The following is a 23399-nucleotide window of genomic DNA, read 5'->3' as shown; positions in this document are numbered from 1 at the left end:
CCTTGGACCATGGCAGTAGTCTCAACCTACCAGATAGAAGTATCTGACATGATGTGCAACGGTTGCGAAGACACGATACAGGACGAGTTACGCCGCGCCAACGGCGTCAATCGTGTCAGTGCGAACTTCATCGAGGGAACAGTCGAGATCGAGGGTGGCGATCACATCGACCGCGAGAAACTGGTCGGCATCGTCAACGAACTCGGGTTCAGCGCCGAGTGATCGACTCGAGACTCGAAATCACTCTCGTTCGCTCGGTCGCCGCCACACGCGAGCGCCGGTGTTTCGACGGTGGCCACCCCCATTATTTCTGATAGACGCGATCCACGCGTCGTCTTCGCTCGTCCGAATCCAGTGCTTACATTTCGACGATCGCGTTCGAGAACGGCGGTAGAGCGATGTTCGGAAACCGACCCCACACAACTACCGATTGGTGTCACATTCGAACCGCGACCGCGAGCGGGCACCGCTCATCACGGTCCCGGGATACTCGCCCCCGGCGGACGTCCCCAACGGCGTGCCTCCATCTGGCGGTCGCTACGATGAGCACGAAGCGCAAACGCGGTGCGAATCAGCCAGTATAGACCGTCTCTCGTTCTGTCGGACGCAAACTATTACTTTCCTGGGAGGAACCTCTCACGTATGGGTGACCGACCCCACTCGAGTCGGCTCGTTCGCGCTGTGGCAGTCTTCGGGGTCGGCATCCCGCTCGTCGTCCTCACTGTCATCTATGCCGGCAGTCGAGCGGCGAATCTCGAGTTCGGTAACGTGGTGTTCGTCCTCACCGGACTGACTGCCGTTGCGTGGTTTGTCTTCGCAGGATGGGGACGGCGGATGGACGCGGCGCGTCCAGCGAGTGAACTTTTCCGCTTCTCGGCTACAACCTACGCGAAAGACGTCTCCGAGGGAACGTACGCCCGGCTCCCACTTCCGACCCGGCTGTTGTTCGTCCTGACCGGGGCGGTCGTCCTCGGGTGGGTCGTGCTTCTGGCCACGTTCTAGGCAATAGGCACGTGTACTTCTCACGGATGCTGCTCGTGAGATACGTCCCTCTGGAACTCACCCTAAAAATTTTCCTCAGTGGCGTGTTGGGTGCTGACTATGTTCAATATTCCTTCCCGCCGCACTGTTCTTCGCCTGCTGGCGGTGAGTGGACTCGGTGGACTTGCCGGATGTAGCGATGCAAATGCCTCTGGGAAACCTGCACACACTGTGAGTGTGTACCTGGGCGACCGTGACGCTGTCCGTAACGTCACCGTAACGGTCGAGGAGGGCGATGGAACGGGTGTGTTTGAACGTAGTTACTCCCTTTCTGATGACAACGAAGCCCACGAGGACGCAACATTTCCCGAGTCAACCGATCCACGTGACGTCGTCGTGACTGTCGATGGGAAACAGTTCGAGCGTCCGTGGCCGGCATTCGACGATCCGGATACCCGGTGTTCCGAAGGCAACTGGGAAGGTATCGAAGTGTGGATTGAAGGCGGGCCGGATGAGTCTCCGACTGTTCGTCTAACAGGCAACTGCCAACACGTCACCCTCGAATAACGGTCCGATCTGCAACACGGCTGAATACCGCTCGTGAGGGCCGTTCTGTGCGCTCTCTGTGCCTCCTATCTACCGGGTTTCAATTGTTGGCGAATCGAAGACCAGCCGGAGAAATCGCCACCCGGCGGAGACGTACTACTGAAGCCTTCTATGACATAGGCGGAAGAACGGTAGTGGACTCGCCGGGCGGGCAATTGGAATCCGGAGCCATGAAAAATCGCGGTACAACGGAGGGGTTCGTCCATGAGTACGTTCCCACAATCTACCGACGTCGAACCTCTCGACTTTCTGACCGAACGCGACGATCAGACGGGATCGTGGACTCGAGCGCACCCCGACGACGCACTGATCGAACCGTTCGGTCGGTTCGGCTACAAGGTAACGCTACGCGGCGGTGACGACGTCCACTATTGCGCACTCGGTCTCGAAGACGGGGAGTACACCGGCCGGTGCGACTGCAAAGGCTGGCAGTACCACGACGGGCCGTGTGCGCACCTCTGCACGCTTCGGAAGGCCCACTTCCTCGGTCAGATCGACGTCACCGAGACCGACGGTAGCCTCGAGGACGAGCACGAGATGCACCACGCGACGGGCGAACACTTCGACGGCGAGCGGTTCGACACCGTGGTCGAAAAGGCACAAGCGCAGGAGGTGGCCCGCCGATGACGCGCGCACGCACCCGCGCACGAGACCGCTTCGGAGGTTACCCCACCCCCCTTGCATCCGAACTGTTTAACTCGACGCCGTCTGCGTATTCACGGCTTATGCAAATCGGGGTGAGTCGATGAGTCGGATGGACCACAACCCGACGAGTCGAACCTCGTTCGGGTGTCCCACCGATCTCCTCGAGCAGCTCGACGAAATTGCCGAGCGCGAAGACAAGAGCCGGAGTGAGAAGCTTCGCGAACTCGTTCGTCAGGAGGTCGAAGCGAAGGGCGACCTCGACGAACCACAGCCGGTGCTCCCCGACGACGAACAACTCGCCGACGCGTACCGCACGCTTCACGATCGCGCTCACGCTCCCCACAAAACCAAGCCGCGTGTAAAACTCGAGACCGCGAAGAACAAGCTCTTCACCAACGACACGCCGAAGAGCGCCGTCCTCGACGATCTCATCAAGCCGCTCGAGCGCCTCGGCTACATCTCTGTCTGGCCGGGTAACCAGCACGTCTGGGTTGTCGTTCCACCGATGCGCTACACTGACGGTGAGGACATCGTCAAGCCCGCAGAGAAAGTACCGGCGTAGACGGAAACGGAGGGCGTCATAGAACCCTTCCCACGGTGTTGATTACACCAACTTCTCTTGCGAACCGACCGATACGTAGGTCGTGCATATTGAACAGATGTTAGCCACCGCACATTTATGCAGTCACACCGAAAAGGGTCAAATATGACTAAACAACAGAAGGAACAACTTGGGATTATAGCAGGGATTCTCGGCATCCTCGGGTCGTTATTAGTTATTTATCTCGGTATCGTGTGATAACCTCTCGCTGATTCTCCGCCTGTTAGAAGTCAGGTAACTCGGTATCTGTATACCCTGTATCTATCGAATCAGAGCGTCTACATAGTAGATGAGAGCCGTTCTGTGATACCCTCGGAAAACGATCAGAACAAAGACGACACCGCAGTTCCGACAAGTCCGGAGCCAACGAGTAGGGCGGAGATCCACTTTCCTCCTTTGTAGATCAGCCAGAGTCGATCCGTACGCGGCTTGACGCCGGCCAAATCGTCCTCGAGATCCTCGAGATCGTCCTCAAGGTCTCCCTCGAGGCGCTCGAGAATCTCGCTCTGGTGATCGAGCTTCTCCTCGAGGCGGGCAAGGCGTTCGTTTAGCTCGGACTTCGAAGGTGGACTCGAGGAACTCATTAGGCGAGATGTAACACCCCGTCAACCGTCTGGGCGGCGCTGCTGGCGTCGATCACCCGCACGGTCGCCTCGGCGCCGATCGCCAGGAGGTCGATGGTAGTCTCGGTTCCGCCGGCCACCCCGCTATCGATCTGTTCCGTGAACAGTTCGGTCCCGTCCTCGGCGAGCCAGGCAACCTCGACATCGTAGCTCCCACTCGAGACGACCCGTCCCCGGAGGCGGTCGGCGCCGATTGCCCCCAGCTGGATCGAGAGCGAGCCATCGGCCGACAGGCTGGCGCTGTTCCAGTCGCCCCGGTCGGAGTCTGGGAGTTCAGTGACGTCGACGTCGCCCAGATTGCGAGAATCCCGACTCGAGACGTCGATCACGCCCTGGTGCTCGACCGGCACCGTTGCCGCCGAAACGTCGAGCGGCGTATCCTCCTGGACGGAGACCGTCGACGCTGAAACATCGAGCGGCGTGTCCTCCTGGACGGAGACCGTTGTCGCCGAGACATCGAGTGGATCCTGGACCGCGTCGACGGTGACCGTGCCGGGGACCGTCACCTCTACCTGCTCGAGGATCTCCCCGATAGTGATGTCGTTGGTTGGGGCGACCTCGATCAGGTCTTTGGTCCCTTCGATCGTTACCTCGATCGTATTCTCTGCCGGATTCGCACCCGGGAAGTTCGCCAGGTAGGGAATCGGCGAGCCTTTCGAGAACTGCTCGGATTGTTTTCGTGGTGCCATGTTAGTGATTCACCGAGTGAGTTTTTTCTCGGAGGATCAGGTTGCCAATATCAGGATCCTCGCCCGGTTCAACGTCGAGCCGGCGCGTCCGGTATCTCGGATCGCCATCTGCGAAGATGATGGTCGGGTCGAGATCGCCGTGTGTCGGGACCGGAACCATGAGTTTGCCGTCCCGGTTGCTCTCCGTGATCGCGCCGAAGACGTCAACCGTTGCCGTCGTTTCATGGATCGGGTTACTGCGCTCGTCGATCACCTCGAACTCGAGAATTGCGACGTCGCCGAACGACGGACCTTTTTCCTCGAGCTCGTCGGTGAAGTCGACCACGAACAGGTCTCCCTCCTCGGCGACCCAGGCCCGCCGCTCGAACTGCTCGAACGCCACGACGTCGTACCTCGTCTGTGGCGGGATCGTCGGGATGCGAACCTCGCCCTGGCTGTCCGTTCGGGCGTAATATTCGCCGATCTGGATGATTATATCCTCGAGGGGGCGGCCAGTTGCGGGGTCTTTTAGAATGACTTTGATACCGCCGAACTGAAAGTCAACCTCGGTATTCGGAACCGCCTCTTTCGAGACCGCCCCTGACAGAGACACGAGGTCAAAATCTATCACGACGGGGCCGACGATCTCATAGTATCCGTCGGCGTCAGTACGTGCCCACAAGGTCAGCGAATCCGTCTCAACGGCAGCGCCCTCGACGGGGACGCCATCGACGTCCGTGACGTAGCCCGAGTACAGGGCCGAGCCGAGAGAGAACGCCGTGAGAGACGGATACTCCTCGTACTCTTGGACCCAGACGGTGCCGAAATCGAACCCGGTGAGATTGTCGACGGCGTCCGGTCCGGTCATCTCGGCAGTCGTCAACTCTGTTGCATCAGTGAGGGACCCATTTTTCCCGACAGCCACAGTGACGCCAGTCGCTTCACCGTCCCAATAGACGTTTTTGTCGGAGCCGATATGTAGTTCCGAGGATTCTTCGACTATGCTACCGATAACACCTCCGGCATCGCCGGAACCGGATGATAGCTCTCCAGCTGCGAAAACGCGGTGCAAGTCGCTGTTGAGTGCATATGCATATCCAATAACTCCGCCAACAATGGCCTCCGTGTCCGCCGTCGACGAGACGGATGCGGTAGAGTAGCAATCGGATACTAGCCAGCCGGTGTCGTTGCTTGCGTAATAGTCTTGTAAGTCTCCCACGATACCGCCGACTCTGCTTGATTCGGCGGAGATCGTTCCAGTTGACGAACACTCGACAAGTTCAGAGTCTATACTCTCCGAATCCGACACTCCCATGGCGAGAATGCCGCCGGCTTGCATACCTGATGCGTCGATAGTAACATCAGCATGGCACTGAGAGAAGATTCCTGTTTCAGCAAAACCAGCAATTCCTCCCACAAGGTGACCAGTATCGTTCAACGGCGTTGAAACGAGTTCGGACTCGACAACGACGTTTCTAATCCGCGGTGGGATGCCGAGTTCGTCGAACTGCCATGACAGATTTGCTGCGATGGTTCCCAGAGTATCGGCTCCACGAATGTAGGCGTTCGTGACCGTGAGATCCCTCACATATCCGAATAGCTCCGTGAACAGGCCGACTCCTGCGGTTTCGTCCCGGTCGATGTAGAAGCCATCAATTTCGTAGCCGTTCCCGTCAAGAGTGCCGTGGAGCTCGGGTATTGGCTCGAATCCCTGCGGGGTACCGAACGCATTTTCGTTCCATTCCTGTGTCGGCGATGCATCAATGTCGTTGACCAGTTCGTAATCTGCACCGGGGAGGTCGCGGATGGTATCGAGATCATCCAGCGAGTCGACGGGGATCGTGAAATTGGCCTGCAACTCGAGATACTCGTTGGGGACGGGGGTCCAGTGGCTGTTTAAATCCCACTCGTCAACGATTCGAGACCAGAGTTCAGTCCCTTTGAGCTGATCGCTCTCGAGTCCCACGATAGCGCTATCTCCGAAATGCACGCCATCAGCAGTTTCATAGATCGCGTCAGGCATCGTCGTCTGGTCCGCGTCCCACGCGTCGCCAGCGGTACCTCCTGCGTGGACTACGAATGCGGCGTATCGAGACGACCCTTCTTCGACACGTGATGCCAGTGCAGTATAACACTGGTCGATGTCGCCAGTATGTTCGTTGACGAATCCGCCAGTATTGTTTCCGCCAACAAGTTCGCCCCCTCGAGCATAGCAGGAGAGGATTTCACCAGCGTTATTGTTCACGAAGCCGCCGGTCGCGCCGCCGGTCGCGTAGATGTCGCCCTCCCATGAGCAACACGATATGAGCCCCCGCGCAGATCCAACGAAACCACCGACCCCCTCAACGTCGGAGTCGATAGTGCCTTTTGCAGAACATCGGTGTATCACGCCATCACCGACTTCGCCGACAAAACCGCCGTGTGAGGTGGTCGCGGTCGCAGACGACTTGAGCGTGCCGTCGAATGAGCATCCCTCGATGCGAACAGTGCCCTCAATCGCCGTCTCTCCTAATTGCACACCCACTGCACCGACGAAACCACCAGCGGGTATTTCGGTTCCTGTCGTGACAGTTGTGTTGCGGACAGAGCAGTCAGAAATCAGCGTGTCCCCAATTGTCGCCATTATGAGTCCTGACGCAGCATAGGAACCTTCGAGATCAGCATCAACAACATGGACATTATCGATTCGGCAATGTACTGCCTCTCCGAGAAGAACGGAGCTCATCTCTCCACTGAAGGAGATATTCTCGAGCGTCAGATTGCGAATTTCGGCCTCACGAGCAGTAGATAGGAACGTCTGCGGAGGAGACGGGCCGTCTGGGCCGGTGAGGCCCTTGATTGTGTGGCCATTGCCGTCAAAAACGCCAGTGAACGGCTCTCCGAAGATGTCCAGGGTCCACTCCGACTTTCCCGTCGCGTCGATGTCGTCGACGAGTTCGTAGTGGCCGCTCGGGTCCGACATACTTTGCAGTTCTTCGTACGTGCTGATCCTCGTGGTCATAGCTTGAGGTAGAGTTTTCCGCTCACGTCAACGGTTGATTCGGCTGCCTCGGCGAGTTTCGCCTCGTAGACGATCTTCTCCTCGATCGGGAACATGACGCCGAGTTCCTTGACGAACGAATACGGCGATCCCATCGTTCCCATCGGCATGACTCGCCAGCCGCCGGCCACGCTTTTCTCGTAGTCGGCCCGGATCCGATAGTAGACGTCGCCCTGGTTTGTCGCCCCAGCAGCGATGAGATGGAAATCTGACGTCGTATCGTACTCGGCGATCGTCACCTCCTCACCGGGCTCGATCGTGACGGTCCCGTCGGGGTTGGCTTCCTCGAGGAGCGGCGTCTCGACGACGTGGAGCTGTCGAGGGTCGATCTCCATCGGTCCCGACTGCTGGACCTGTGGCTGAGTGGATCCCTGCGGGAGGGATCCAGTATTCGCCGCGATCTGTGCCAGGAGTTTTACCATTTGTTCGTTGCTGTCGTCGAACTTTGGGAATCCCATATTAGCGATCACCTCCCGCGATGACGACCGGGGAGTTGGGTAGGGCGTTGCTCCGGTTGAGGACGAAATGCAGCACGATCGCCAGGACGATCAGGACGACGATCGTGTCTTGGATCGTCTCGACTCCCGGGATCGCATCCCGGAGCTTCTCGAGCAGGGGTTTCGGATCCGTCTCCGTTCCGTCGTCACTGCCACTGTTGCCGTTCGTGGCGGTGGCCGCGTCAGCCTGGAACTGGCTCATGTCAGCGTACGCCTCGGCCTCGCGGGCTGATGCCTGATCGCGCCAGACATCTTGCTGGCGCCAGGCGAGACCGCCGGCTCCGGCTGCGCCGGCCGCTCCGGCGCCTCGAGTCGCCCACCAGCGGGCCGCGCTCTTGCCGGAGTCGGTTGCCTCGTCACCGCCTCGAGCGGCGGCACGGGCGGCGTCGTCACTCTCGTCGATGTACCGGCCCAGGCGGCCGACGAGACGCCGGCCACCACTGACACCGGCACGGGTTCCTCGAACTGCCCAGCTCATGCCGACTCACCTCCGAATTGAGAGCCGACAATCGGGAGTTCGGAGAGATCGCCGTCGTTGCGGTAGTAGTAGACGGCGAAGACGATCAGGATCACGACGATCGCCTGGCCGATCGTACCGAAGTTGCCGACGATCGGGAGGCTTCTGACGAGCGGGATCCCGCCGGCGCTGCTGGGCCCTCCTGGTCCTGTCCCACCTGGGGCCGCCGGGCCGGGTCCCGGATCCGAACCCGTCGGCTTGTCGTCGTCGGGGACATCGCCGTCCTCATCTCGCTGAAAGTACGCCTCGAGGGCGGCGTTCACTTCGTCCATGCTGTCCATGACGACGATGTTGTCGACGACGGTCCCGTCGGTATCCAGGAAGATTCTCCGGCCGTCTGATGCGGTCCCTGTAATGTGGAACTGGACGCGGTCCTCGGTGTTGTGCTCGCGGCCGTAGATATACCACTCAGCAACGCGATCGACACGGACCCACTCGGTCCAGGCCGGGGCATCTCCGTCGTCCTGGTCGTCGCCGTCGCCGTCGCCGTTGCCGTTGCTACCCGAAAAATACGCTTTTCGGGCCGCTCTGGCGCTGTTGAATTGCGCGAGACCGCCAGATGACGATCTGCCACCTCCGCCGCCGCTGTCGAGTTTTGCGCTACTCATCGGTTTCGTAATAGCCTCCGTCTGCTCTGTTTGCCGCCTGTGCTACCTGTGCGGCCGACACTTCTGCCTGCATGGGCTCGCCGTCAGGCCCCAGGATCGTGACTGTCGATCCCGCCATGTCCAGCAGCACGGTATAGCCGTCTGTCTTGGACCAGGATCCATCCGGGTCGAACTCCTCGACCTCGCGGAGTTGGCCGCCTCCCGGGTGGTCCTGGGTCGGTTCCAGATCCTCGACGTGGTGGAGGAGGAGAGACCGGCCGTCATCGGTCTCGACCTCGAGCTCGTCCTCGTTGGCGAGCGGGTTTGAGTCTAATCCGAGACCGTCGAGTAGTCCGGCCTCCTCGGCGCCGGCAGCCGCCAGGAATCCGCCGCCGCCGATGGTAGCGGCCTTGCGCTTCCGGGTTCCCCAGAGGGCGTTCCGGACTCGCTGGCCCCACGACGCGCCTTCGTCGGCGCCTCGAGCGCCGGCTCGGCCGGCACGGGTTCGGGGCGATCGAGAGCCTCGTCTCGCGGCCCCGGCCGCGTCGTCGCCGGCGCGGGCTCCGGCTTCGGCCGCCTCATCACTCGACCGAGTCCCGCGCTGGGCGGCGCGCGATCGCCGGGATCGACTTGCCGCCCGGTTGGCCTGGCCGCCTCGAGCTCGACGTGATCGGGTTGCGCCGTCGATCGCCTCGTCGACCTGGCGCTGGGTCGCCTGGGCGACGTCGTCGGACGATCGGGCGCTGGCCTCTCTAGCGTCGTCGACGATGCGGAAGGTGTCGGTAGACTCGTCGGCGACTCGTCCGGGGAGTGCCGGGGTGTCGTCGACAGTTCGACCGGTGGCCTCAACGACGTCGTCCGCCGATCGGCCGCCATCGGTTGCGAGGCGGGCCCCGTCGTCGCCAGACCGGCCGAGCAACTGCCTCAGCGTCCCGTCTGCCATCGATCCGTCGCGGGTGGTGAGGGACAACTGATCGCGGAGTTGATCGCTGGCACGGGCGGCATCTGTCGTCTCGTCTCCTCCTCGAGCGGTGGCACGAGCGGCATCTGCCGCCTCATCGCTACCTCGAGCAGCGGCACGGGCGGCATCTGCCGCGTCGTCGCCGATCCGGAAGACGTCCCGCGCCTTCGAGAGGCCCTTAGATGCGCCTCGAGCACCGACACTAACCCCTCGGCTGGCGACTGCTCCCGTTCCGAGCGATCCGACCGTGAGGGCGGTGTCTGCCAGCGCCCAGGCGTCGGTCTCGAAATCAGCGTCTCCTTCTTCGATGTCCATCCCGGTCGTCGTGCCGTAGACGTTGCGGATGGTATCGCCGACGAGGACGTCGGTGCCTTTCCGACCAAGATCGACGACCCGGTTGTCCTCGAGGCCGGCCGCCTCGACGCCGCTGTCGATCGCGTCGGTCAGAGCCTCGTCGGCCTGTTGGAACCCACGGGCTGCCTGATCGCCAGTAACCCAGGTGGCTTCCCCCTGTTGGATGGTTTCGACTGCCGACATGGGGGCCTGGATCAGTGCGCCACGGGTGACGTCCTGGGCCTTGCCGCCGGCCGATCGAGCGGTGTCTTCAACGTCGTTGACGCTCACGACGTCGGCCTCGTCGGGGTCGGTCGTGAACTTGTAGTCGGTGCCGGGGATGCCGAGATCCACCATCAGCTACCCCTCCGGCGGAGCTCCCGCCAAATGAGGAATAGCAGGACGACGGTGAAGACGTCGGCCCACATCTGTACGTCTGTCTTTTCGAGTTGCACCACCGGAGCGACCGCTTCGGCGGCCGTTGCGGCCTCCTGGGCCTGCTCGGCCACGTCTTCGGCGCTCTGGTAGTGCGGACTCTCTCTGAGTTTTTGCCTGAATGCCATCGTTTACAGTAAATTCGTGACCGCGATCAGGAGCGAGAGGATCTGATCCGTTGACTCAGCGTCGACTTTCCACTCCTCAAAGTCGTAGTTCATCGAAAACGGATCAGTGTCCTCGCCGACTGAAACGGACGGTTCCGGGTCTGGATCAGTCGGGGCGTCTTCCTGCTCGAGGTCGAGCTGCTCTAAGACGCCCATCCCGACACCTCACAGAGTGATCGAGAGATCGACCTCGATCTCACTCACGTAGGCACCGGGATAGTCTGCGTCTTCCCAGACGATTTGTTCCTCAGACTCGAGGCGGAGCTCGAGTTCCTCGTTGTGGCCCCAGGTTGCCCGGCCCTGCATGGTGATCTCGCGGCCAGCGCGGATCTGTTCCATGTCGTGGAAGCGGAAGACTGGGAATCCCCACGGGTAGAGTGTCCCCTGATCCTGATTGAGCGCGTTCTTCCCGCCCCACTTGACCGTCCCCTTCGTGAGGATCGGGTACAGTTTGACGTCGTCGCCAGCCGCGACGTCGGCCTCGGGGATGACGACCTCGTTAGTGTGATAGTCGACGGTGAGGTCCTCTGGCGCGATCTCGGCGCCCTGGGTGACGTTGACCGCCTCGACGACCGGATACGTCTGGTCGGCGATCTCGGTCTCGCCGGCGATCGGCTGGAGGTTCGCCTCGAGCGAGACCGTGCGCTCAGCCTCCTCGAGGGCGCCGCTCGTGTCGTCGTCGGCCATCGTCGCCGACTCCATCGTCCGAGGCTCGAAGCGGATCGGGTGGCGGTCCCCGACATACTCGAGTTTCTCGAACTTGTCGGGGCACTCGAACGAGATGATCGGGTCGCGACGCGCCGGGCTCGTCTGGTTGGTCTCGAGAGTAACGTACTCGTCGCCCAGGACGCTCCCAGTGTGCGAGACGGTGTACTCCTCCGCCATCTTACTGTCCTCCGTTCGCCTGGCTCGCTCGTTTCACGGCCGCCGATTCTTCGTTTGTGAGGTCGTCATGGTCGACGACTTCGACGGGGGTGCGGAACTCGCTGGTCGTGTCGCCGATCGAGAGCTCGGACGAATCCGGGTCGAACGCCTCGGCTCCATCGGGAATGTCCAGGAAGATCCCGGCACGTTCCCGCTCGTCGAGCATGAGGTCGGCCTGGGTGTACCTCATGTAATCCGGATCGTTACGGAATTTTTCCACGTTGAACTTCCCGAACAGCTCGTTGAGGACGATCCCGTTGCCGAGTTTGTCCCCCTGCTTGTTCATCTTCTGGAAGATGATCCGCGTCGAGTCGTCGAGGAGGTTGCCATTGGCGTCCCGAAGGATCGGAGCGAACAGCGTTCCAGCAGGGATGAACAGGACGTACCCCTCTTGCCCCTTGAAGTGGTACGCTGGCGTGTTTTCGTCGCCCGGCTGCACCGTGTTTTGTTCGTTGATGAACGGCTTGTCGGGCGTGAGCATGATCTCCTGCTCGACACCGGTGCCACCGATCTGCATAGTTTAAACCACCCCGTAGTCAGCTGCGACCGTTCGGACTGCCGTGGCGGTCGATCCGAGGGCGATGTTCCGACCGTAGCCGTTCGGAAGGACCATGAGGGCGATGAGTGCACCGACGAGCGCATAGATCGCGTCGCCGCCGCGGACCTGGACGTCGTAGACGTTGCTTCGCATATACGACACCACTACCTGAGCGAGCAGCGAGCCCACGACGATCAGGACCGCGCTCTTGAGGAACGCAGCGCTGGTCAGCGTCGAGGTCGCGCTGTTGAGATTGATCGCTGCCATGTTGGCAGGTCAAGTTGTCGCGCTCACCCCGATTAAACAAAAGGCGAAAATAGGGAAATGGCGGAATTGGCGGCCGGTCACCATTTCTTTGGGCTTAGACTCATCAGGAATTGGGGGTATTTTCGAGGTGGTGCGACGGCGCGTTGCAGACGTCGGTCGCTCCCAATTCCCCTGCTACGTATGACGATTCAACTGCCCCAATTCCCCCATCTCGAGGAGGGACGATAATGGACGACCACTGCAAGTATTGTGGATCGGCCCGTACCGTCCCGGTCCTCGACAAAAGAATTGAAAGATCCCCCAAACCGGGGAACAAGTATCGAGCAGCCTGTTTAGAGTGTGAACGGTGGCTTCCAGTCACCTCCGAGTCGGAGTTCCGTCGCCACTCAAATCCGCACGTTCTCCCAGCCGATGCCGCATCCGACGCCGTACATCGGTTGATTCCCCTCGAGGAGTACGATTACGACGACGAATGGGCTGATCTGGTCGAGAGCGAAACCGAGGTCGATACTGGCCAACGGGCGATCGCGGACGGCGGTGCCGAGGAAGTCTACCGGTTCCTGTGTCCGGAATGTTCCCACGTTGTCGACGGGAAACCGGACGAGTGTCCCCACTGCGATACCTCCTACAGGTGGTAATTCAATGGATCAAACAGCCCAAGAGATCAAAGACCGTGAGCAGCAGAGTGAGATGGATGAACCGCCTGAAATCGCCGACGGTGACGACAGTGATGACGAGTCCTCGAGTCTCCCACTCCCGTCAATCGACAGGCGACACGTGGCGGTGATCGGCGTGATCCTCGTGGCGGTCGTCGCCTGGAAGCTCTATCAACGGCGTAACTCCAGCAGCGGCTCCTCGATTGCTGCGGAACGTGAAAAGCTCGAGAAACGCCACGAAGTCGAAGCCGCACCGGACGAGCAAGAGGAAGAACGGATCAACGTTCCCATCGACCCGTCTGACCCGCTTGCCGCCGATCGTGCAGTCCTCGAGGCTCTCCGCAACAACGGGAAGCTCTACGACCCTGACCAATGACGCTGGAAGAGCCTGATGTCGTCGAGGAAGACGACACAGAAGAGGAACTGAACGACGTCGACGATCGTGACGAAGATCTCGAGAAGAGCGAAGATGAGCCGAGTGTCGACGACGTCGATGAGGCGGTCGTCGATCTGACCGAGGATGACCTGGGCGGCGGCCTCTTCGATGGCGTCGAAGACGATGACGCCACTGAGAGCGACGAGAGCGGATCTTCCGATGGCGACGAGGGAGAACACCCCGATAGCTCTTCAGACCCGCTCGAGGTCGATGCAGCCGCTATTGAGGAGGCCATCAACGGTGGCGCGGCGCGTCTCGGCGTCTTCGGTCTCTCCGAGGAAGACCTGGCGGACAGCGACATGACGAAAGACCAGCTCGAAGAAGAACTCCGGGCGACATTCGAGGCATTCCACCTGGGGCACTTCGGGAGTCGATTCGTCGAAGAACACGTTCTGACCCCGGCCGACGGTGACATCGATCCGACCTGGGGTCTACTCGGTACATCACTCATGGCAGCAGCAACGATCATCTACCTGCGACCGGACGGGGAGGAAAAGATCGGCGACCTTCGCGACGCGATCGGCAACCTCGCCGGTGGTCTCGCATGAACCAGAATCCGTTTAGCGGCGACGTGCGGCCGTCACAGATCGCCAGCATGATGCGGGACCCATCGCGGATCGCGGGCTTCCTGACAGAGGATGTCCCCGGTGTCGGCTCGTCAGGTGCCGCAATCTTCTGTGATATCGTCAACGTCCAGCGGGCCGACCTGAAGCAACTCGCCGAAGCCCACGACGTCGACGTCCACATCGAACGGATGAGTGAAGATCGAGCGGCCTCGCTGCTCGCCGGCGTCGTCGACGGGAACGGTCACGAGGTTGTCGAGGTCTTCAACAAGATGGCGCGGAAACGCGACAAGATCCTTCGCGACGTCCTCGAGGACGACGAGTATCAGCAGTTTATGGCCGCGAAGGCCCAGATGATGCTCACCGACGATCCGGATACCTTCGATGCCGATGTCGCCGAGGAGAACGGAGGCGATGGCGAATGAGGATCGGGTTCTCCCTCAACAAGGCCCAGCAGAAGCTTATAGCAGCATATCTGCTGATCCTGATCGTCTGGCTGCTGTGGCGGATCGACGACCATCTCGCGAGGATCGAAGCAACCCACCATCGCGAGGCCATGCGTCGACGTCGACGCCGCGATCCCGCGCAGGTCGGGGTTCGCGATCGTCACGAGGAAGACAGCGAGTTTGACGAGGAGACTGACGACCTCGAGGTCGAACTGGACGAACTGGTTCAAGACGTCGAGGAACGAGCATGACACAGGAACAACTCGCACTCGGCTACGCAGACCAGATCGAGGCGTTCGAGAACGCTGAAGCGGCTATCCAACGTGACTTCGATGCCGGCGTCGTCGACGGTCGCGAATGGGGCGGCTCGCTTACAGCGGGCGAGGTTGTCCGGATTCTGGCCGAGGCGTACACCGGTCAACTGGACCTCGAGCCCGCTCGGGCGGAGGGATAGATGGGACGTATCGCCGTGATCGGTCAGTCTGGAACGGGAAAGTCCTGGGGTGCAGGTGCCGTGATCGAGCGGATTCTGGATCCAAACCATCCGCGGAATCCTGGCGAGACATTTGACTACGCCGTCCTGTTCGATCCAGAAGACGAGGAACGTGGGCTGTGTGATACAAACGGGAAGCACGACCCTCTCTTTCGGCGTCTCGAGGTGACCATCGAGAAGGCGAAAGAACTCGATTGGCGGAAGGTCTTGTACAACCACCGCCGGATCCGGGTTGTTCCAGACATGACTGAGGAGGACATGGCACCGACCTACGGAGCGATCTGTGGGGCTACGTTCGAGTTGTGTAAGGATCTGACCCCCTCGCGTTCGGCGCTCGTCTGTGGCGACGAAGTTGGACAGTACGCCAGTGAACACGGCATCGACGATCGTGTGCTCACACTCCAGTCTCGAGGCCGGAAACACGAAGCCGAGACCGTCCACATCATGCAGCGCCCCCAGCAGGTGAACAGCGAACTCATCAGCCAGTGTGACCGGCGGATCTACTTCAGGGTGAACGACGACAACGACTTGGGGAAGATCAACAAGAGCGCCACGTTCAACGTCTACAGTATCGACGAGGCAGGTGGTCGTGGCCTCGAGGAGCTCAACGATCGCGAGGTCGTGATCGAGAACGTCGGGGCGGGTGAGGTCCTGGTCGAGTCGACGAACGACTGGAACCGCCTCCGCCCGCACCTCGCGAAGGACGACGGCCTGTTAGATCAGGTCCTCGGCGTCTAATTCTTCTCCATTCCACTCGAGCCAATACGTCGACGCTATCCAGCGGTCTTCTTCGCCTTTTTCGCGGATCACTCGGTATCGGTTCTCTCCGTCGACGAACTCTCCCACCGTGAACTCGACATCGTCCTTATCGTCGGCGGGTGAGGGGGCAGGCTGATCAGTCATTTGTCCCCTCTCCGTCTTCCGTAGCGGAACCTCCAGGTCCGAGGCCAAACCGCTTCCGAGCAGCGTCCAAGGCGATATCGTGCCAATCTTTTGGCGACATGACCGCTAGGCCGACCGCGACTGCAACGATGTACGCCGTCTGCTGAAGTGATAGACAGGTCATGAGAACTCGAGGATAGGGTCGTAGACGTCCGCCTCGATTTCGACGTCGACACCCGCAGTTTCTGGCGTAACTGGCCCTGAAACGGGTTCGGGGACATCGACGTCCGGCACCTCCGGTACGCCGTCAAAGTCGATCGGCTCCTGGCCGTATGCTTCTCTGATCCCGTTGATAATCGCCATCGACCGCTCTGCGTGCTTGGGTTCGCCCTGATAGTCTTTGATCTTTTCAGCCGCCTCGACCGCCTCGTGGCCCTTTTTGATTGCCTGTTTGTACGACGTCCAGGCCGTCGAAAGGGCGCGTTTGGCCTTCGGCGGAAGTTCTCCGTCGGCACGTTTGGCTTCAGCGAGGAGTTCTTCGGCCTCCTCACGATCAAAGCCGCATTCCTCGACGAGCGCCTTGCAGGCGTCTCTGTCTCCGTCAGTACAGTCGTCCTTGGTGTTGTCGCAGTCTGTGTCTATTTCTGTCGGATCTATTTTGGGGTCGTCGGCGACGTCGTCCTGGACGTCGCCGGCGTTGTGATCGACGAAAGCGGCGCGGACCTCCTCGGCCGAGCCGTCGCCGACCCCTTTCAGGTCGGTGACGTCGTCGGCATTCGCGACGGCGCTCGCAACGTCGTCGATCGTGTCGTAAGAGTCCTTCAAATGGTTGGCCGTGATCCGGTTGATACCTCTCGCAACGAGCGCGTCGGACAGGTCATCCGTCTCGGGAACATCGTCGGCCTGGCCGGTGTCCTCGTCAGGGTCCTCGAGGATAGCCTGAGACGGCTGGCCGTTCACATTGACGGTCGTCGAGTTGACGCCTTCGGTTGTGTCGTCCCGGAGATTGTCGTAAACACCGGCCTCTTTCATCCGGTCAAACAGCTCTCGAGCGGTGTCCTCGCTAATCCCGTCGACGTCGGCGACTGCTCCCCAGTTGCTCGCGGCTCGCTGGGCAACTGATCGACCGTCGTCGAACGCCTCGAGGAGTGCGTCGGCTCGCTTCGGGCCGATTCCTTCAACTTCGAGTAGGAGATCGCGGTCCTCCCCAGGAGTGGTGTCGGTCTCAGTATCGATCGCGTCGTTGTCGCCGATCTCGAGGTCGTCCGTCGGATCGTAGACGTCGTCACTGTCGTCGGCGTCGGTTCCGATCTCGTCGGCGGCTTCGATGATTACCTCGCGGATCTGCTCGGCGTCGTCCTCGCCGGCACGCTCCTGGATCTGGTTCCAGGCGTCGGCCGGGTCGACGTCTTGATAGCGGAAAATTGGCTGCGTGACGCCCTCGTCGGCCAGCGAGCGCGGCGGTTCCGTCTCGGCGGCGCGGCGAATGTCGGCGACCGCCTCGACGCGTTCGCCGTAACTATCGCCGTACTCGGCGCGCAGGGTCTCGAGAGCCTGGGCCCACTCATCGACGTCATCGGCGTTGTCCTGATCGTCGATGTCGTCGGCCGGCGGCACCGGACTTCCGGTTTCGTCGGTCGTCCAGTCGGTCGGGTAGAGGTGCGAAATCCCGGTCACCTCGAGGTTGCCCATGTTGCGCTCGGCGGCCTGGCGGCCAGCCTGCCAGGTGTCGCGGGAGTCGAGGAGATCACCGTCGTCGTAGTCATCCGGGCCGAACGTCTCCATGTACGCCTCGGCGAACGCCAGCGCGGCGTCGCGAGAGGCGCCGGTAAGAACGCGATTCGGGTTCGATTTCAGCCCGCCGTGGCGCTTCCGGTAGGAGACGGTGACCGAATAACCGACGTCGTTCTCGTCTACGCGAACCTTGTGCCACGGGGACTCAGTCCGGTGGGTTGCCGAGATTTCGGAGGGTTCGCTCCCGCTGTAGGCGTACCATTTCAGCGACCACGGCGCACTATACTCGGTGTCGAGGGTGAACTCGCCGACCTCGCGGGGGACGTCGTCGGGGACATCGACTTCCCAGACGCGGAGATCGTCGTCGGCGCCGTCGTCCTGGGCGCTGTTCTCGTCCTCCATGTCAGCGATCGGGTCGTAGACGCTGGCGTCTTCGGCGTCCTTCATACGCTGCTCGTGCTCGATCTGTTGGGCGAGGTCTTCCGCGATCGCAGCCTCCTCGTCGTCCGGGTACTGGTCCTCGCGGTGCTGATCGTCGGGATGAGGGCCGGTTCGGTCGTCCATCGTGAACGGGCCGGCCTCCTGGGGATCGACCATCAGGTCGCGCTCCTCGAGCGGCGTTCGCCGAATATACTCGGGGACCTCCATTTCTTTCCGAAACGCCTCCTCTCGCTCCTCGATCGTCGTGGCAGCGGTCTCGGCCCACTCCTGGATAGGGTCGTAGGTGTCGCCGGAGAGGTCGAAGTCTTCCGGCATCACGATGTTGTCGCCCTCGATCAGTGCGTGAGCGTCAGTCTCGGGGTGATGGAACAGGACGACGTAAGAGGCGTGCGGTTTGCTGTTCGACGTCGTGACCACCTCAACGTGCTCGCTGGCGACGTCGGGGTTTGTGTAGTCGGTACCGAACAGGACAGACAGGAACTCGACGGTCTCTTTCGGCGGGTAGGCCGCACCTTTCTCGAGTCCTTCCGCTGGATAGCGGACGACGCTCCGGCCTTTTGTCCGCATGGAGGTTGCGGCGCCGCTGGCGGGATGGAGCCCGGATAGGGTGTCTTCCTCGGGGTCAAACTCGAGCGTCGATCGAGGAAAGTCGTCGCCGGTGGCAAACGCGAACTGATAGGTCCCGTCGGGGTTGTCGGCCTCGGCCGGGCGGTGCTCGGGAGAGCGCATATTGCCGTAGAACCAGGCCCAGTTTGCCTGATCCCACGGGAACCCGCCGAAAATGGCGTTGGGGAGCCCACCCAGCTGTTCGCCCTCGTCGTCGTAGACGACACCGGTCGTGTAGCCGGTGAAAATCCGCATGAGGTCCTGCGGGTCTGTCTCGTCGACGAATTCGGCGCCCAGGATGTCCTCGAGCGCCGAGTCATGCCAAGCGGGGGCGACGCCGAAAAAGGGGGCGCCCATGTCCCACCACTCTCCGACGGTCTCGACGTCCAGATCGACAATCAACTCGGAGCTGTCGCCAATCCCAGTTACCTCGGTGATGTGGTCGTCGAGAGTGAGGCCGCTGTCCTCGATCTCAGTCTCCGGGAACAAGCCGCCAGTCTCGTAAGCCGAGGGGTCGACGTGATCGGTAGCCGCCACTTGCTCGATCTTGCTTGGAATCTCGTCCGCCGGGATGATGATCGAGTCGGTCCACTCCATCCCCCGCTCGGTGATGCCGTGCGGCGTGACGGTGAACTGCTCTGGCTCGTCGTAGTCGTCGAGATTGCGAGGGACGGCGGTGAACTGCTCCGCCTCGTCGACGTACTCGTCGCGTGATCGGCCGGCACTCGAAAACTCGACGGTCCCGTCGTCGAATCCAGTCGGTTCGACGGTCTCGAAATACCGGCTCTCGACGTCGTCACTGTAGAGGACTAGATCGCCTTCGCGCTTTTTCAGCCACCCGTAGGTCGGTTCGTGGACGTCGTCCTTCAGATTGTGTTCGTTGTCCACCTCGAGGCGACGGACGTTCACGTAGTCGGATCCACCGCCACCTCGAGGTCGGACTTTTACCGCGTCGAGAACCGAGCGCGACCAGGCGATCATCACACCTTTCTCACGGACCTCCTGGTCGTCATCGATGCCTTCGGGCTTGGCGACCCACCCATCCTTTCCGACGAGTTGGTCGTTCTCGCGCTCGACGACGAACGGACCGAATCCGTTGACCCAGAACCGGGAGTCTTCCCGGAGCTTCTTGAACTCTTCTCGTATCGTCCGATCGTTCTGATCTTCTACCTCTTGCTTCCAGAGGTCGTCAGAATCGTCTGGATATTCTCCGGCCATATGTTGTAGCCGGTAACGGGTTCTCTCCCTGCCGATAAATCAAAAGGCGAAAATCTGAAAACCGCAAGACTGCGGGGAGAAATTGATCCAATCCGATTGGTGCGCTCTCGTGGCTATCGGGACTCGATGAAGTCCTCGAGGCGTTGGTTCTTCTCTTCCCGGGTATGGCCGTCGTAGTCGTGGGGTCGCTTCGGGAGGTCGACCGGTTCCACGAGTTCGCGGGGGACGTGCCAGCTGACCTGCTTGCCCTCGAGGATGGCCCAGACGATCGCCCACTCGTCGGCATCTGCGTCGTCGACGTCGGGCTCGGTCCAGCCGCCGGCGTACTCGTGGAGCGTTCGGCTCGACTCGAGACGATACGCCATCAGGGAAATGGCGGCCGCGAGCAGGTTCCGATCTCGATAGACCTCCTGTATTGTTTTCTCCTCACTCATGGGTCTCCTTGAGAGCGGGTCGATTCCGACGTCGCCGTCGGACCTCGGCAGCAACTCGGCCAATTGCGACGGCGGCGATGCCGGCCCCGAAGATTGCCTTCGACTCTGGACTCGCTGATCGGCCGGTCATGCTACCAGGCCGGCAGTGAAGCCGACCACGCGGATGATAGCCACAACAAGGCCGCCAGTGAACGTCGCAACGAATTGGCCGAGGAAAAGGTATTGTGGCTGCTTGATCGTCCACTTGGCCACCCGGCCTCCGACGATCGGCGTGCAGCGGACACAGCCGACGGCTACGATCGCCAGGGGTACTGATAGCGCGATCAGGGCGTTGAAACCCAGGACGAGGCCGAGAAATAGGGGAACGAACCCCGCTCCAAAGGCATGAAGCTCCCGATAGGTCAGATGAGTCAGGGTCCGCTTGATGGCGTCGATCGCCATTTGCTCCGGCTTGATCAGATCACCGTCGACGACGTCACTCGAGAGAACGCGATCGTCCTCGGAGACGTCGCTCGGGTCGTGGATCGACGTCTCAGTACCATCGAAAAGGTCGTTGCTCATCGGTTTCCCTCCACAACTTGATAGCCGTCAGTCAGTGTGGCCGACATCCCGATCGGGGCGACGTCGACGCCGTCGATGGGGAGACTCACGTCATCCTTGAGGGCGAGCGGACGCGGGCCCGCCCCGCTGAAATGGTTCGCACACGTCCCGCAAAGACGAACGGGACCGTCGCCCTGCTCGAGCACGGACCAGTCGTCCGACTCGAGGCTGCACGCGCTTTCGACGACCTCGCCGTCGACGGTGACGACGTGGGCGGACAGGCCCCCAGGAGTTCGGGCGAGTGCGTTCCAATTCTTCGGCCTATTAATTGGGCTGGAATCGCTCATTCGTAAGTGACGAGCACCTCACCTCGAGGAGAGCGGCCGTGGTCATAGCGGTCGGGAATATCATAGTCTCGTACTGGTGAGACCAATGTTTAAACAGATTCAGGGACAGTTACGAACGTAGCCATGCCGATCCATCAGTTGGTACAAGTTGGTCGTACGTCGGGCGGTGTTGTGCTCCCGAAGAGCGAACTTCGGGCGCTTGGATGTGTCGACGAGGATGGAAATGTGAAAGATCAACCAGTCCGGATTATACACAAAGACGAAGGTATCTGGGAAATAGCATTAATTGATCCAGATGAATATCCGCGCCCAAGACGATAAGTTTAGGTCTGAAATGAGAAGATATCTATTAATGTTAAATTCCCCTATCGACCCTCTTATCCTGAGCATTTTCGGGCTATTGTTAGATCTCATTGGCGCAATTCTTCTGGCACCATCAATCCTTCCTAAAGCATATCGTGCTAATAAGATGTATAAATTGCTAAGGACAGACGGGTTTGAACCGTCTCCTGCTACTGTTTCGATGTATCTTAGTGATTTTGAGCCAGAACCCGGCAGATTGGACACTCCCAGAGAAGAACTTAGAAAATTCAGGCGTCAGTGGGCGCCTGCTGCTATAGGAATTTCTCTCCTGATACTGGGATATATTCTCCAACTAGTTAGTGCACTAATACAAAATTCGTGTTGAAGGGAATACTTGTGTCGTAGAAATTTTTTCTTTCGAATAATAGCCAAGCTACTAGAAATGAAAAGTCCGTGAAAACCGTATTCTAAGCTCTAAAAGTGCTATTAGTAGGACTTCGGGGGTGTTCGAAAAGTTGGTCCCGTCACAAACTCGTCTAGAGTTCGCCTCTGGTAGCGTCAACTGACACCTCCAATGTGATGGCTGTTTTGGCTGAACGCTCGAGCAGTTCGTCGGCGAACGCCGCGAACTGCTCGGACTCGGCATATCTCACGAGATTGAGCCAGAGGAGCGATTCTAAGCCGGACTCTGTCCATCTCATCCACTGGTTTTTACACCGCTTCGAGATTTCGCCCATGGCTCGTTCGACCACGTTCGACGTCCACAGAACCTCTTGTCCCTCGAGTGCGAGTTCGGCGAACGTGACGGTTGCTTCTGCCCATTTTCGGAGGTACGCCGCTGCTTTTGGAGAGTCCTGTTGCTCTAAGCGCCACGCCTCCTTCGTGAGGTTCTCGAGCGTTTGGGCGATCCGCTCGCGGATCGCCAAACGCTCATTCCTCGGTGCATGGAGCGCAACCGAGTTTTTCAGATGGAACAAGTCGTTTGTGACGTCTGAGGCGATCGCTTTCCGCGTTTCGAGCGAAAAGGTACCGTCCTTCCACAGCTTGTATCCAAGCGTTCGACCGACATGAACGAGATCGAGCTGATGAGATCGATAGCTGGTCTCGAAGGCGTCGACGAGGGATTCCTCGGCGTCACTGACGACCGTCGCGTCGTCAGTGATCGCCTCGTTCTCTTCGAGATCTTCTGCTGTATCGTCCCACGGCTCGTTGACATTGACGTCTAAGAGCGTGGTTTCCGCGTTGTCTTCGGTGATCTGTCCGAGAGTGACGTTGACGTCGTGGTACGTGCAGTGATCGTCCTGGCTATGACACTTCGTTCCGTCAGGAACGACAGTGTCTGCATTCGTCCCAGGAAGCCGATCACGAACGAAGTCACCGAGTTTGCTGCCGTACTCACGGACTCGGCGGTTGATCGTCGTTCTCGAAGGCATCGGAGTGAAGCCGTCGCCGTGGGCGACGGCATCACGAAAGCTGAGCGACGTAGCGAGTTCGGTACTCTGGAGTGAAATATCCTCTTGATAGATGCGCTGCCCGTCGAATTTGATGAGATCTTCGAGAGGGCGGAAGTAGGTAGGATTGTCACCGGTGGCAGCGGTATCTTTGACGTGATGAAGGGTGAATTCGTGCTCTCCTGCGGTTGTCACAGCTGTTCGTGTTGAGGTTCCGGCGCGCTGGAAACGGCGATCGCCGTTTCCGCGCGCGTGCTTCTCCCCACAGTACGCCTCGACGAGGCGCTCGTCGAGGCTTTTGACAAGCTCCTCGAGGATCGTCGCCTCGAGGTGAAGCTCTGTAAAAGATTCAGCGAGAGTGGCAAGCGGTAGCGTTTTGTCTAAGTCGATACTAACCGTGACTTGCGCGTCGATTGTGGCGTGCATGGGTCACTTCGGGGTGGATACCAGAGGTGACCC

General features: G+C 60.3%; 30 protein-coding genes. 12 read left to right on the top strand and 18 right to left on the bottom strand.

What is annotated here, in order from left to right:
• Window positions 1–9 precede the first annotated feature (9 nt).
• From MU558_RS13645 to MU558_RS13625, 5 genes are all read left to right on the top strand, one after another.
• Window positions 10–222, top strand: a complete 213-nt coding sequence (locus MU558_RS13645) for a heavy-metal-associated domain-containing protein (protein WP_246967008.1) — start codon at window positions 10–12, stop codon at window positions 220–222.
• Between the two features lie 420 nt (window positions 223–642).
• The gene (locus MU558_RS13640; RefSeq protein WP_246966999.1) at window positions 643–1002 is read left to right on the top strand and encodes a hypothetical protein; all 360 of its coding nucleotides are present in this window, start codon (window positions 643–645) and stop codon (window positions 1000–1002) included.
• Between the two features lie 99 nt (window positions 1003–1101).
• Window positions 1102–1548, top strand: coding sequence for a hypothetical protein (locus MU558_RS13635; RefSeq protein ID WP_246966997.1), 447 nt, complete (start codon window positions 1102–1104; stop codon window positions 1546–1548).
• 243 nt (window positions 1549–1791) lie between these two features.
• Window positions 1792–2214, top strand: a complete 423-nt coding sequence (locus tag MU558_RS13630) for an SWIM zinc finger family protein (protein ID WP_246966995.1) — start codon at window positions 1792–1794, stop codon at window positions 2212–2214.
• A 127-nt stretch (window positions 2215–2341) separates the two neighbouring features.
• On the top strand, window positions 2342–2794 hold the full coding sequence (locus MU558_RS13625) for a ribbon-helix-helix domain-containing protein (RefSeq protein ID WP_246974993.1): 453 nt from the start codon (window positions 2342–2344) through the stop codon (window positions 2792–2794).
• A gap of 362 nt (window positions 2795–3156) precedes the next feature.
• Here the strand turns inward: MU558_RS13625 and MU558_RS13620 are convergent, their stop codons facing one another.
• The 13 genes from MU558_RS13620 to MU558_RS13560 all read right to left on the bottom strand — a co-directional run bounded on the left by MU558_RS13620 (window position 3157) and on the right by MU558_RS13560 (window position 13004).
• On the bottom strand, window positions 3157–3417 hold the full coding sequence (locus MU558_RS13620) for a hypothetical protein (RefSeq protein WP_246966994.1): 261 nt from the start codon (window positions 3415–3417) through the stop codon (window positions 3157–3159).
• Window positions 3417–4145, bottom strand: a complete 729-nt coding sequence (locus tag MU558_RS13615; protein WP_246966992.1) for a hypothetical protein — start codon at window positions 4143–4145, stop codon at window positions 3417–3419. Before MU558_RS13615 ends, MU558_RS13620 begins: the two co-directional genes overlap by 1 nt.
• Window position 4146: 1 nt before the next feature.
• The gene (locus tag MU558_RS13610; RefSeq protein ID WP_246966990.1) at window positions 4147–7125 is read right to left on the bottom strand and encodes a hypothetical protein; all 2979 of its coding nucleotides are present in this window, start codon (window positions 7123–7125) and stop codon (window positions 4147–4149) included.
• Complete coding sequence (locus MU558_RS13605) at window positions 7122–7622, bottom strand: hypothetical protein (RefSeq protein ID WP_246966988.1); 501 nt, start codon at window positions 7620–7622, stop codon at window positions 7122–7124. The genes MU558_RS13610 and MU558_RS13605 overlap by 4 nt, the downstream gene beginning before the upstream one ends.
• A gap of 1 nt (window position 7623) precedes the next feature.
• Complete coding sequence (locus tag MU558_RS13600) at window positions 7624–8139, bottom strand: hypothetical protein (RefSeq protein WP_246966986.1); 516 nt, start codon at window positions 8137–8139, stop codon at window positions 7624–7626.
• Window positions 8136–8786: a hypothetical protein gene (locus MU558_RS13595; RefSeq protein ID WP_246966984.1), complete on the bottom strand. Its 651-nt coding sequence runs from the start codon at window positions 8784–8786 to the stop codon at window positions 8136–8138. The genes MU558_RS13600 and MU558_RS13595 overlap by 4 nt, the downstream gene beginning before the upstream one ends.
• A complete protein-coding gene (locus MU558_RS13590; protein ID WP_246966982.1) occupies window positions 8779–10416 on the bottom strand; it encodes a hypothetical protein in 1638 nt (545 codons plus the stop codon). The genes MU558_RS13595 and MU558_RS13590 overlap by 8 nt, the downstream gene beginning before the upstream one ends.
• Complete coding sequence (locus MU558_RS13585) at window positions 10416–10622, bottom strand: hypothetical protein (protein WP_246966980.1); 207 nt, start codon at window positions 10620–10622, stop codon at window positions 10416–10418. The genes MU558_RS13590 and MU558_RS13585 overlap by 1 nt, the downstream gene beginning before the upstream one ends.
• Window positions 10623–10625: 3 nt before the next feature.
• A complete protein-coding gene (locus MU558_RS13580; RefSeq protein WP_246966978.1) occupies window positions 10626–10817 on the bottom strand; it encodes a hypothetical protein in 192 nt (63 codons plus the stop codon).
• 9 nt (window positions 10818–10826) lie between these two features.
• Window positions 10827–11546 carry a hypothetical protein gene (locus tag MU558_RS13575; protein WP_246966975.1) on the bottom strand — a complete coding sequence of 240 codons (720 nt, stop codon included), beginning with the start codon at window positions 11544–11546 and terminating at the stop codon, window positions 10827–10829.
• A 1-nt stretch (window position 11547) separates the two neighbouring features.
• Window positions 11548–12102, bottom strand: a complete 555-nt coding sequence (locus tag MU558_RS13570) for a hypothetical protein (protein WP_246966974.1) — start codon at window positions 12100–12102, stop codon at window positions 11548–11550.
• A 3-nt stretch (window positions 12103–12105) separates the two neighbouring features.
• Entirely contained in the window at window positions 12106–12390 is a 285-nt protein-coding gene (locus MU558_RS13565) for a hypothetical protein (RefSeq protein ID WP_246966972.1), read from the bottom strand.
• Window positions 12391–12776: 386 nt separating this feature from the next.
• Window positions 12777–13004, bottom strand: coding sequence for a hypothetical protein (locus MU558_RS13560; protein WP_246966970.1), 228 nt, complete (start codon window positions 13002–13004; stop codon window positions 12777–12779).
• Between the two features lie 28 nt (window positions 13005–13032).
• Between MU558_RS13560 and MU558_RS13555 the strand changes: the two genes are divergently transcribed.
• Genes MU558_RS13555 through MU558_RS13530 form a run of 6 tightly spaced genes read left to right on the top strand, consistent with a single transcriptional unit; the run spans window position 13033 to window position 15722 of the window.
• Entirely contained in the window at window positions 13033–13422 is a 390-nt protein-coding gene (locus MU558_RS13555; RefSeq protein WP_246966968.1) for a hypothetical protein, read from the top strand.
• Window positions 13419–14030, top strand: a complete 612-nt coding sequence (locus tag MU558_RS13550; protein ID WP_246966966.1) for a hypothetical protein — start codon at window positions 13419–13421, stop codon at window positions 14028–14030. The genes MU558_RS13555 and MU558_RS13550 overlap by 4 nt, the downstream gene beginning before the upstream one ends.
• A complete protein-coding gene (locus MU558_RS13545) occupies window positions 14027–14470 on the top strand; it encodes a hypothetical protein (RefSeq protein ID WP_246966964.1) in 444 nt (147 codons plus the stop codon). Before MU558_RS13550 ends, MU558_RS13545 begins: the two co-directional genes overlap by 4 nt.
• Window positions 14467–14742 carry a hypothetical protein gene (locus MU558_RS13540; protein ID WP_246966962.1) on the top strand — a complete coding sequence of 92 codons (276 nt, stop codon included), beginning with the start codon at window positions 14467–14469 and terminating at the stop codon, window positions 14740–14742. Before MU558_RS13545 ends, MU558_RS13540 begins: the two co-directional genes overlap by 4 nt.
• Window positions 14739–14945 carry a hypothetical protein gene (locus MU558_RS13535; RefSeq protein WP_246966960.1) on the top strand — a complete coding sequence of 69 codons (207 nt, stop codon included), beginning with the start codon at window positions 14739–14741 and terminating at the stop codon, window positions 14943–14945. Before MU558_RS13540 ends, MU558_RS13535 begins: the two co-directional genes overlap by 4 nt.
• Window positions 14946–15722, top strand: coding sequence for an ATP-binding protein (locus MU558_RS13530; protein ID WP_246966958.1), 777 nt, complete (start codon window positions 14946–14948; stop codon window positions 15720–15722).
• Window positions 15723–16046: 324 nt separating this feature from the next.
• Here the strand turns inward: MU558_RS13530 and MU558_RS13525 are convergent, their stop codons facing one another.
• The 4 genes from MU558_RS13525 to MU558_RS13510 all read right to left on the bottom strand — a co-directional run bounded on the left by MU558_RS13525 (window position 16047) and on the right by MU558_RS13510 (window position 21186).
• Window positions 16047–19865 carry a helix-hairpin-helix domain-containing protein gene (locus MU558_RS13525; RefSeq protein ID WP_246966956.1) on the bottom strand — a complete coding sequence of 1273 codons (3819 nt, stop codon included), beginning with the start codon at window positions 19863–19865 and terminating at the stop codon, window positions 16047–16049.
• Window positions 19866–19978: 113 nt separating this feature from the next.
• Window positions 19979–20299: a hypothetical protein gene (locus tag MU558_RS13520; protein ID WP_246966954.1), complete on the bottom strand. Its 321-nt coding sequence runs from the start codon at window positions 20297–20299 to the stop codon at window positions 19979–19981.
• A 126-nt stretch (window positions 20300–20425) separates the two neighbouring features.
• Window positions 20426–20860, bottom strand: a complete 435-nt coding sequence (locus tag MU558_RS13515) for a hypothetical protein (RefSeq protein ID WP_246966952.1) — start codon at window positions 20858–20860, stop codon at window positions 20426–20428.
• On the bottom strand, window positions 20857–21186 hold the full coding sequence (locus tag MU558_RS13510; RefSeq protein WP_246966950.1) for a hypothetical protein: 330 nt from the start codon (window positions 21184–21186) through the stop codon (window positions 20857–20859). Before MU558_RS13510 ends, MU558_RS13515 begins: the two co-directional genes overlap by 4 nt.
• 123 nt (window positions 21187–21309) lie before the next feature.
• On the opposite strand from MU558_RS13510, the gene MU558_RS23535 reads away from it, so the two are divergent.
• Complete coding sequence (locus MU558_RS23535) at window positions 21310–21507, top strand: DUF8053 family protein (RefSeq protein ID WP_486641994.1); 198 nt, start codon at window positions 21310–21312, stop codon at window positions 21505–21507.
• 518 nt (window positions 21508–22025) lie between these two features.
• On the opposite strand, the gene MU558_RS13505 is transcribed toward MU558_RS23535, so the two are convergent.
• Entirely contained in the window at window positions 22026–23366 is a 1341-nt protein-coding gene (locus tag MU558_RS13505) for an ISH6 family transposase (RefSeq protein ID WP_246966948.1), read from the bottom strand.
• Between the last annotated feature and the right edge of the window lie 33 nt (window positions 23367–23399).

The sequence above is a fragment of the Natribaculum luteum genome, from assembly GCF_023008545.1.
Taxonomy (GTDB): domain Archaea; phylum Halobacteriota; class Halobacteria; order Halobacteriales; family Natrialbaceae; genus Natribaculum; species Natribaculum luteum.
Note: the sequence above shows the minus strand (reverse complement) of the source record. Positions and strands in the feature narration are given on the sequence as shown.

Coding starts and splice junctions, on each gene's coding strand:
- MU558_RS13635 (WP_246966997.1), top strand. CDS start 1,102: ATGTTCAATATTCCTTCCCGCCGCACTGTTCTTCGCCTGCTGGCGGTG.
- MU558_RS13565 (WP_246966972.1), bottom strand. CDS start 12,390: ATGGCAGCGATCAATCTCAACAGCGCGACCTCGACGCTGACCAGCGCT.
- MU558_RS23535 (WP_486641994.1), top strand. CDS start 21,310: ATGCCGATCCATCAGTTGGTACAAGTTGGTCGTACGTCGGGCGGTGTT.
- MU558_RS13640 (WP_246966999.1), top strand. CDS start 643: ATGGGTGACCGACCCCACTCGAGTCGGCTCGTTCGCGCTGTGGCAGTC.
- MU558_RS13630 (WP_246966995.1), top strand. CDS start 1,792: ATGAGTACGTTCCCACAATCTACCGACGTCGAACCTCTCGACTTTCTG.
- MU558_RS13515 (WP_246966952.1), bottom strand. CDS start 20,860: ATGAGCAACGACCTTTTCGATGGTACTGAGACGTCGATCCACGACCCG.
- MU558_RS13550 (WP_246966966.1), top strand. CDS start 13,419: ATGACGCTGGAAGAGCCTGATGTCGTCGAGGAAGACGACACAGAAGAG.
- MU558_RS13600 (WP_246966986.1), bottom strand. CDS start 8,139: ATGAGCTGGGCAGTTCGAGGAACCCGTGCCGGTGTCAGTGGTGGCCGG.
- MU558_RS13555 (WP_246966968.1), top strand. CDS start 13,033: ATGGATCAAACAGCCCAAGAGATCAAAGACCGTGAGCAGCAGAGTGAG.
- MU558_RS13530 (WP_246966958.1), top strand. CDS start 14,946: ATGGGACGTATCGCCGTGATCGGTCAGTCTGGAACGGGAAAGTCCTGG.
- MU558_RS13510 (WP_246966950.1), bottom strand. CDS start 21,186: ATGAGCGATTCCAGCCCAATTAATAGGCCGAAGAATTGGAACGCACTC.
- MU558_RS13590 (WP_246966982.1), bottom strand. CDS start 10,416: ATGGTGGATCTCGGCATCCCCGGCACCGACTACAAGTTCACGACCGAC.
- MU558_RS13645 (WP_246967008.1), top strand. CDS start 10: ATGGCAGTAGTCTCAACCTACCAGATAGAAGTATCTGACATGATGTGC.
- MU558_RS13545 (WP_246966964.1), top strand. CDS start 14,027: ATGAACCAGAATCCGTTTAGCGGCGACGTGCGGCCGTCACAGATCGCC.
- MU558_RS13620 (WP_246966994.1), bottom strand. CDS start 3,417: ATGAGTTCCTCGAGTCCACCTTCGAAGTCCGAGCTAAACGAACGCCTT.
- MU558_RS13520 (WP_246966954.1), bottom strand. CDS start 20,299: ATGAGTGAGGAGAAAACAATACAGGAGGTCTATCGAGATCGGAACCTG.
- MU558_RS13570 (WP_246966974.1), bottom strand. CDS start 12,102: ATGCAGATCGGTGGCACCGGTGTCGAGCAGGAGATCATGCTCACGCCC.
- MU558_RS13540 (WP_246966962.1), top strand. CDS start 14,467: ATGAGGATCGGGTTCTCCCTCAACAAGGCCCAGCAGAAGCTTATAGCA.
- MU558_RS13505 (WP_246966948.1), bottom strand. CDS start 23,366: ATGCACGCCACAATCGACGCGCAAGTCACGGTTAGTATCGACTTAGAC.
- MU558_RS13580 (WP_246966978.1), bottom strand. CDS start 10,817: ATGGGCGTCTTAGAGCAGCTCGACCTCGAGCAGGAAGACGCCCCGACT.
- MU558_RS13585 (WP_246966980.1), bottom strand. CDS start 10,622: ATGGCATTCAGGCAAAAACTCAGAGAGAGTCCGCACTACCAGAGCGCC.
- MU558_RS13525 (WP_246966956.1), bottom strand. CDS start 19,865: ATGGCCGGAGAATATCCAGACGATTCTGACGACCTCTGGAAGCAAGAG.
- MU558_RS13595 (WP_246966984.1), bottom strand. CDS start 8,786: ATGAGTAGCGCAAAACTCGACAGCGGCGGCGGAGGTGGCAGATCGTCA.
- MU558_RS13625 (WP_246974993.1), top strand. CDS start 2,342: ATGGACCACAACCCGACGAGTCGAACCTCGTTCGGGTGTCCCACCGAT.
- MU558_RS13610 (WP_246966990.1), bottom strand. CDS start 7,125: ATGACCACGAGGATCAGCACGTACGAAGAACTGCAAAGTATGTCGGAC.
- MU558_RS13615 (WP_246966992.1), bottom strand. CDS start 4,145: ATGGCACCACGAAAACAATCCGAGCAGTTCTCGAAAGGCTCGCCGATT.
- MU558_RS13605 (WP_246966988.1), bottom strand. CDS start 7,622: ATGGGATTCCCAAAGTTCGACGACAGCAACGAACAAATGGTAAAACTC.
- MU558_RS13575 (WP_246966975.1), bottom strand. CDS start 11,546: ATGGCGGAGGAGTACACCGTCTCGCACACTGGGAGCGTCCTGGGCGAC.
- MU558_RS13535 (WP_246966960.1), top strand. CDS start 14,739: ATGACACAGGAACAACTCGCACTCGGCTACGCAGACCAGATCGAGGCG.